This is a genomic window from Streptomyces sp. NPDC017979 (genome assembly GCF_044328175.1).
Taxonomy (GTDB): domain Bacteria; phylum Actinomycetota; class Actinomycetes; order Streptomycetales; family Streptomycetaceae; genus Streptomyces.
In genome coordinates this window covers 122,460-130,077 of the sequence record NZ_JBIRGU010000012.1, presented here as the reverse complement: position 1 = coordinate 130,077, position 7,618 = coordinate 122,460, and the positions used below count along the sequence as shown (strand labels likewise).

Genomic DNA, 7,618 nt, shown 5'->3' with positions numbered 1-7,618 from the left:
GCGTGGGGGGGGGCCCTCGGGGCGGGGGGGTCCGGGGGGCCCTGGCCCACCGGGGCCCACCCGGCCCACGGTCGTTTACCCCGGGGTGGGGGGGGGGGGGGCCGGGGGGGGGGCCCCGGGCGGGGGGCCCCCCCCGGCGCCGGGGACCTACTTCTCGTCCTCCAAGTTGCCCTCCGTCTCCAGGTACGCCTGGCGCAGCGCCTCCAGCACCGCCGGGTCGGGCTCGGCCCACATTCCGCGGGATTCGGCCTCCAACAGCCGTTCGGCGATGCCGTGCAGCGCCCACGGGTTGGCCTGTTCGAGGAACGCCCGGTTCGTCGGGTCCAGGACGTACGTCTCGGTGAGCTTGTCGTACATCCAGTCGGCGATCACGCCGGTCGTGGCGTCGTAGCCGAAGAGGTAGTCCACGGTCGCGGCGAGTTCGAAGGCGCCCTTGTAGCCGTGGCGACGCATCGCCTCGATCCACTTGGGGTTCACCACCCGGGCGCGGAAGACCCGGGACGTCTCCTCGACGAGGGTGCGGGTGCGGACCGTCTCGGGGCGGGTGGAGTCGCCGATGTACGCCTCCGGGGCGGTGCCGCGCAGCGCGCGGACCGTGGCGACCATTCCGCCGTGGTACTGGAAGTAGTCGTCCGAGTCGGCGATGTCGTGTTCGCGGGTGTCGGTGTTCTTCGCCGCCACCGCGATGCGCCGGTATGCGGTCTCCATCTCGTCGCGCGCGGGCCGGCCGTCCAGCTCCCGGCCGTAGGCGTAGCCGCCCCAGACGGTGTAGACCTCGGCGAGGTCGGCGTCGGTGCGCCAGTCGCGGGAGTCGATGAGCTGGAGGAGGCCGGCGCCGTACGTGCCGGGTCGCGAGCCGAAGATGCGGGTGGTGGCGCGGCGTTCGTCGCCGTGCTCCGCGAGGTCGGCCCGGACGTGGGCGCGGACGTGGTTGACCTCGTCCGGCTCGTCGAGGGAGGCGGCCAGCCGGACGGCGTCGTCGAGCAGGCCGATGGTGTGCGGGAACGCGTCGCGGAAGAAGCCGGAGATACGCAGCGTGACGTCGATCCGGGGGCGTCCCAACTCCTCCTGCGAGATGGCTTCCAGGCCGGTCACCCGGCGGGACGCGTCGTCCCAGACGGGTCGGACGCCGAGCAGGGCGAGGGCTTCGGCGACGTCGTCGCCGGCGGTCCGCATCGCGCTGGTGCCCCACAGGGAGAGACCGACGGAGGTGGGCCACTCCCCGTTGTCGGTGCGGTAGCGCTCCACCAGGGATTCGGCGAGGGCCTGTCCGGTCTCCCAGGCGAGCCGGGAGGGCACGGCCTTGGGGTCGACGGAGTAGAAGTTGCGGCCGGTCGGCAGCACGTTGACCAGTCCGCGCAGCGGCGAGCCCGAGGGGCCCGCGGGGACGAAGCCGCCGGCCAGGGCGTGCACGGCGTGGTCGAGTTCGTCGGTGGTCGCCGCCAGCCGGGGGACGACCTCGTTGGCCCCGAACGCGAGGACGGCGGCGACCTGTTCGCCGTGCTCGGTGGGGACGGCGGCCGGGTCCCAGTCGGCGTCCTCCATCGCCTGGACCAGGTCGCGGGCCCGCTGCTCCGCCTCGTCCGCGGTCGTGCGGGTGGCGGCGGACTCGTCCAGGCCGAGGGCTTCGCGCAGACCGGGCAGGGCGGTGGCGCCGCCCCAGATCTGCCGGGCGCGCAGGATCGCGAGGACGAGGTTGACGCGGTCGGACCCGGCGGGCGCGGCACCGAGGACGTGCAGGCCGTCGCGGATCTGGGCGTCCTTGACCTCGCACAGCCAGCCGTCGACGTGGAGCAGGAAGTCGTCGAAGCCGTCGTCGTCGGGACGGTCGGCCAGGCCGAGGTCGTGGTCCAACTTGGCGGCCTGGATGAGGGTCCAGATCTGGGCGCGGATGGCCGGGAGCTTCGCCGGGTCCATCGAGGAGATCTGGGCGTACTCGTCCAGGAGCTGTTCCAGGCGGGCGATGTCGCCGTAGGAGTCGGCGCGGGCCATCGGCGGGACGAGGTGGTCGACGAGGGTGGCGTGGACGCGCCGCTTGGCCTGGGTGCCCTCGCCGGGGTCGTTGACGAGGAACGGGTAGACGAGCGGCAGGTCGCCGAGTGCGGCGTCCGGTCCGCAGGCGGCGGACAGGCCCGCGTTCTTGCCGGGCAGCCACTCCAGGTTGCCGTGCTTGCCCAGGTGGACCATGGCGTCGGCGCCGAAGCCGCCGTCGGACTGCGCCGCGGCGATCCAGCGGTACGCGGCCAGGTAGTGGTGGGACGGCGGCAGGTCCGGGTCGTGGTAGATCGCGATCGGGTTCTCGCCGAAGCCGCGCGGCGGTTGGATCAGCACGAGCAGGTTGCCGAAGCGCAGGGCCGCGAGGACGATGTCGCCCTCCGGGTTGGCGCTGCGGTCGACGAACATCTCCCCCGGCGCCGGGCCCCAGTGCTCCTCGACGGCCGAGCGAAGCTCCTTCGGCAGGGTGGCGAACCACCGCCGGTAGTCCGCTGCGGGGATCCGCACCGGGTTGCGGGCGAGTTGTTCGTCGGTGAGCCAGTCCTGGTCGTGGCCGCCCGCATCGATCAGCGCGCGGATCAGTTCGTCGCCGTCGCCCGAGGCGAGTCCCGGCACGTCCGCGTCGCCGAAGTCGTAGCCCTCGGCGCGCAGTCGGCGCAGCAGGGCGACGGCGCTGGCGGGGGTGTCGAGGCCGACCGCGTTGCCGATCCGGGAGTGCTTGGTCGGGTACGCGGAGAGCACGAGGGCCAGGCGCTTGTCGGCCGCCGGGATGTGCCGGAGGCGGGCGTGGCGGACGGCTATGCCGGCGACGCGGGCGGCCCGCTCCGGGTCGGCGACGTAGGCGGGCAGGCCGTCGGCGTCGATCTCCTTGAAGGAGAACGGCACGGTGATCAGCCGGCCGTCGAACTCGGGGACGGCGATCTGGCTGGCCGCGTCCAGCGGGGAGACGCCCTCGTCGTTCTCCTCCCAGGCGGCGCGCGAGCCGGTGAGGCACAGGGCCTGGAGGATCGGCACGTCCAGGGCGGTCAGTGCGCCGGCGTCCCAGGACTCGTCGTCACCGCCGGCGGACGCCTCGGCCGGCTTGGTGCCGCCCGCGGCGAGCACCGTGGTGACGATGGCGTCGGCGGTGCGCAACTCGTCGATCAGCTCGGGCTCGGGGGCCCGGAGGGATGCCACGTACAGCGGGCGGGGTCGGCCGCCGGCGGCTTCGACGGCGTCACACAGGGCGTGCACGAAGCCGGTGTTCCCGCTCATGTGGTGGGCGCGGTAGTAGAGCACGGCGATGGTCGGGCCGTCCCCGGCTGTCGGCGCGGGCCGCTCCAAGGGGCCCCAGGTGGGGGCCGGCGCGGGTGCGTCGAAGCCGTGGCCGGTGAGCAGGACCGTGTCGGACAGGAAGCGGGCGAGCTGCGCCAGGTTGGCAGGTCCGCCGTGGGCGAGGTAGGCGTGGGCCTCGGCGGCGATGCCGACGGGGACGGTGGAGGCGGCCATCAGTTGGGCGTCGGGGGCCTGTTCGCCGGAGAGGACGACGACGGGTCGCGTCCCGTCGGCCATCAGCAGGTCGAGCCCCTCCTGCCAGGCGCGCAGGCCGCCGAGGAGTCGTACGACGACGAGGTCGACCCCGTCGAGGAGGGCGGGCAGGTCGTCGATCGGGAGGCGGGCCGGATTGGCGAATCGGTAGGGCACCGGTCCCGCGGAAGCACGGGCGCTGAGCAGGTCGGTGTCGGACGTCGACAGGAGCAGGATCATGCGGCGTCGGCCTTCCTCGGGGTGTCCGCGCCCCGGGCGTGTCAGACGGCGGGAGTTCCTGGCTCACCCGGCCCTTGCGGGACGGGTTCACAGTGGCGGGACCGCGCCGGAGTCACACCGGCTTCCTCCCCAGTCGCCGTCGTGGCGATGGCGGACCGGGTGGTCCGCCGGGGATCATAGTAAGGGCCGGGCGACGAGGGCGGGACGTACCGCCGGTGTGACGATCGGTATGCTCGCCGCCATGGCTCCCTCACCTTCATCGCCCCAGGCCACCACGGCTGCGCGGGAACGTGGCGACGCCTGCCCCGGAACCTTGCGGCTGCACGCGGCGGACGACGGCGCGCTGGCCCGGGTCCGCGTCCCCGGAGGGGTGGTGAGCGTCGCGCAGGCGGTGGCGCTGGCGGCCGCGTCCGGGCGCCTGGGGGACGGCGATCTCCACCTCACGTCGCGCGGAAACGTTCAGCTGCGGGGGTTGCGGGAGGGTTGCGGCGGCGAGTTGGCCGGGGCACTGGGTGCGGCGGGGCTGTTGCCCGCCCCCGGGCACGAGCGGGTGCGCAACGTCGTCGCATCGCCGTTGTCGGGCCTCGACGGGCGCGGTCTGCGTGACGTGCGGCCCTGGCTGGTGGCCCTGGACCGGGCCCTGTGCGCGAGCGCTGCGGCCCGGGAGCTGTCGGGTCGGTTCCTGTTCGCGGTCGACGACGGTCGCGGCGACGTGGCCGGGCTCGGCGCCGACGTGACCGTGCGGGCGACGGCGGACGGCGGGGCCGTGCTGTGCCTCGGGGCGAGCGGTGCGGTGCTGCGGGTGTCCGGGCAGGACGCGCCGCGGGCCGCGGTCCTGGCCGCGGAGACGTTCCTGGCCACCGTACGGGCGAGCGGGACGCCGGTGTGGCGGGTGGACGAACTCGCCGTGAGCGCCGATGAGTTGGCCGGCGAGGTACGCAGCCGCCTCGCCGAGGACGGCATCGAGGTGGCCGGGGCGGCGCAGCGGGAGCCGGCGGGCGCCGGCGGCCCCGCGCCGGGAGCCCACGGACGCGCCCTGTCCGTACACGTTCCGCTCGGTCGCCTCTCCGCCGCGCAGTGGGGCGAGTTGGTCGACGTCGCCGCGGCCGGGACCGCGGCCCGCGGCGAGCTGCGGTTGACCCCGTGGCGGGGCGTCGTGGTGCCCGCGCCGGACCTCGACGCTCCGCAGGCGACCGCGGCGCTCGACCGACTGGCGTCCGCCGGCCTCGTCGTGGAGCCCGCGTCCCCCTGGCTGCGCGTCGGTGCCTGCGTCGGCCGCCCCGGGTGCGCCAAGTCCCGTACGGACGTGCGGGCGGACGCGACCCGGGCCCTGGCGGCCGCCGGCCGGGCGCCCCTGCCCGTGTACTGGTCCGGGTGCGAGCGGCGCTGCGGGCGCCCGCGGGGCGACCTGATCGACGCGGTCGCCGCGCCCGCCGGCGGATACGAGCTGACCACCGCGGTGCGGGGCCGCGATCCCCGTACCGCCCCGCTGGACGACCCTTCCGACTTCGCCACCGCCCTGGCGGCGATCGCCCCATGAGCCGCACCACGACCGAAAGCAGCGAGAAGAACACCGTGACCAGCTACGACTACGAGAAGGACGGCGCCGCGATCTACCGGCAGTCCTTCGCCACCATCCGCGCGGAGGCGGACCTGTCGGGCCTGCCCGCCGACGTCAGCCAGGTCGCGGTGCGGATGATCCACGCCTGCGGGATGGTCGACCTGGTGCGCGACGTCGCGTACACGCCCGCCGTGGTGGCCCGCGCCCGCGAGGCGCTGCGCGCCGGGGCGCCGATCTTCTGCGACGTGCAGATGGTGGCGAGCGGTGTGACCCGCAAGCGGCTGCCCGCCGACAACGACGTGCTGTGCACCCTGTCGGACCCGGCCGTGCCCGAGTTGGCGGCCCGGCTCGGCACCACGCGCAGCGCCGCCGCGATGGAGTTGTGGCGGGACCGGTTGGAGGGTGCCGTGGTCGCCGTCGGAAATGCGCCCACCGCGCTGTTCCGACTGCTGGAGATGATCGAGGAGGGTGCGCCGCGGCCGGCCGCGGTCATCGGCGTGCCCGTCGGCTTCGTCGGCGCCGTCGAGTCCAAGGAGGCCCTGGCCGCGCACCCGTCGGGCCTGGAGCACCTGGTGGTGCGGGGCCGTCGGGGCGGCAGCGCCATCGCCGCCGCCGCGCTCAACGCGATCGCGAGCGAGGCGGAGTGAACGAGAGCGGACTCAGCAGCGTGACCGGCAAGCTGTACGGCGTGGGGCTGGGCCCCGGGGACCCGTCGTTGATGACCCTGCGCGCGGTCGAGGCGATCGCCGAGGCGGACGTGGTCGCGTACCACAGCGCCCGGCACGGCCGGTCCATCGCGCGCTCGATCGCGGCGAAGCACCTGCGCGCCGACCACGTCGAGGAGCCTTTGGTCTATCCGGTCACCACGGAGACCACGGACCATCCCGGCGGCTACCGGGGCGCGATGGAGGAGTTCTACGCCGAGGCCGCGGCCCGGCTCGCGGTGCACCTCGACGCCGGCCGCACGGTCGCCGTCCTCGCGGAGGGCGACCCGCTCTTCTACGGGTCGTACATGCACATGCACAAGCGGCTGGCCGACCGGTACGAGACCGAGGTCATCCCCGGCGTCACGTCCGTCTCCGCGGCCGCGGCCCGACTCGGCACCCCGCTCGCGGAGGGCGAGGAGGTGCTGACGATCCTGCCGGGCACGCTGCCCGAGGAGGAGCTCACGGCCCGGCTCGCGTCGACCGACTCGGCGGTGGTGATGAAGCTGGGGCGCACCTTCCCCACGGTGCGCCGGGCGTTGGACGGCGCGGGCAGGCTGGCGGACGCCCGGTACGTCGAGCGGGCCACCATGGAGGGTCAGCGCCTCGCGGCCCTCGCCGACGTGGACCCGGACTCGGTCCCGTACTTCTCCGTCGCGGTGCTGCCGAGCCGGATCGACGTCGAGCGTCCGACGGCGCGGGAGGGCGGTGCGCGCGGCGAGGTCGTCGTGGTGGGCACCGGCCCCGCCGGGCCGCTGTGGCTGACGCCGGAGACGCGCGGCGCCCTGGCCGCGGCCGACGACCTCGTCGGCTACACGACCTATCTCGACCGGGTGCCGACCCGCCCCGGTCAGGTGCGCCACGGCTCCGACAACCGGGTGGAGGCGGAGCGCGCCGAGTTCGCGTTGCAACTCGCGCTGCGCGGGCGGCGGGTCGCGGTGGTCTCCGGGGGCGACCCGGGGATCTTCGCGATGGCCACGGCCGTGTTGGAGGTGGCGTCGGAGGAGGCGTACGCCGACGTCCCGGTGCGGGTGCTGCCGGGCGTGACCGCGGCCCACGCCGCTGCCGCGCGCGCGGGCGCGCCGTTGGGCCACGACTACGCGACGATCTCCCTCTCGGACCGGCTCAAGCCGTGGGAGGTGATCGCCGAGCGGCTGCGCGCGGCGGCTGCGGCGGATCTGGTGCTGGCGCTGTACAACCCCGGTTCGCGCAGCCGCACCTGGCAGGTCGGCAAGGCCCGTGACCTGCTGCTGGAGCACCGGGCGCCGGAGACCCCGGTGGTGGTGGCGCGGGACGTCGGCGGCAGCGGCGAGCGGGTGCGCATCGTGCGGCTGGCCGAACTGGACCCGGCGGAGGTCGACATGCGCACGGTGCTGCTGGTGGGCTCGTCGCAGACGCGGGCCGTGCGGCGCGGGGACGGCGAGGAGATCGTCTGGACTCCGCGGCGGTATCCGGAGGCGTGAGGAGCGGCTGACGCCCCCCGCGGCAGGGGGGCGTCTCCTCAGAAACGGGTCCGCGAAGTCCCGCCTGCGGTGCGTCCGGAGGGAGCCGCGCTGGCCCTGGGCGAGGGTTGTTCCCCGCGGGCCGGTGGTGGGCTGGTCGCGCAGTTCCG

General features: G+C 75.0%; 4 protein-coding genes and 1 riboswitch. Of the genes, 3 read left to right on the top strand and 1 reads right to left on the bottom strand.

Features of this window, described 5'->3' with window-relative positions; translation table 11 throughout:
- Positions 1–147: 147 nt before the first annotated feature.
- Positions 148–3,741, bottom strand: a complete 3,594-nt coding sequence (gene cobN, locus ACH4E8_RS27170; protein ID WP_398452801.1) for a cobaltochelatase subunit CobN — start codon at positions 3,739–3,741, stop codon at positions 148–150.
- 46 nt (positions 3,742–3,787) lie between these two features.
- Positions 3,788–3,899: riboswitch (cobalamin riboswitch) on the bottom strand.
- 71 nt (positions 3,900–3,970) lie between these two features.
- Between cobN and ACH4E8_RS27165 the strand changes: the two genes are divergently transcribed.
- Genes ACH4E8_RS27165 through ACH4E8_RS27155 form a run of 3 tightly spaced genes read left to right on the top strand, consistent with a single transcriptional unit; the run spans position 3,971 to position 7,469 of the window.
- A complete protein-coding gene (locus tag ACH4E8_RS27165) occupies positions 3,971–5,281 on the top strand; it encodes a cobalamin biosynthesis protein CobG (RefSeq protein WP_398453017.1) in 1,311 nt (436 codons plus the stop codon).
- Positions 5,278–5,949, top strand: a complete 672-nt coding sequence (locus ACH4E8_RS27160) for a precorrin-8X methylmutase (RefSeq protein WP_398452799.1) — start codon at positions 5,278–5,280, stop codon at positions 5,947–5,949. Before ACH4E8_RS27165 ends, ACH4E8_RS27160 begins: the two co-directional genes overlap by 4 nt.
- Positions 5,950–5,969: 20 nt before the next feature.
- Positions 5,970–7,469, top strand: coding sequence for a precorrin-2 C(20)-methyltransferase (locus ACH4E8_RS27155; protein WP_398453015.1), 1,500 nt, complete (start codon positions 5,970–5,972; stop codon positions 7,467–7,469).
- Positions 7,470–7,618: the final 149 nt, after the last annotated feature.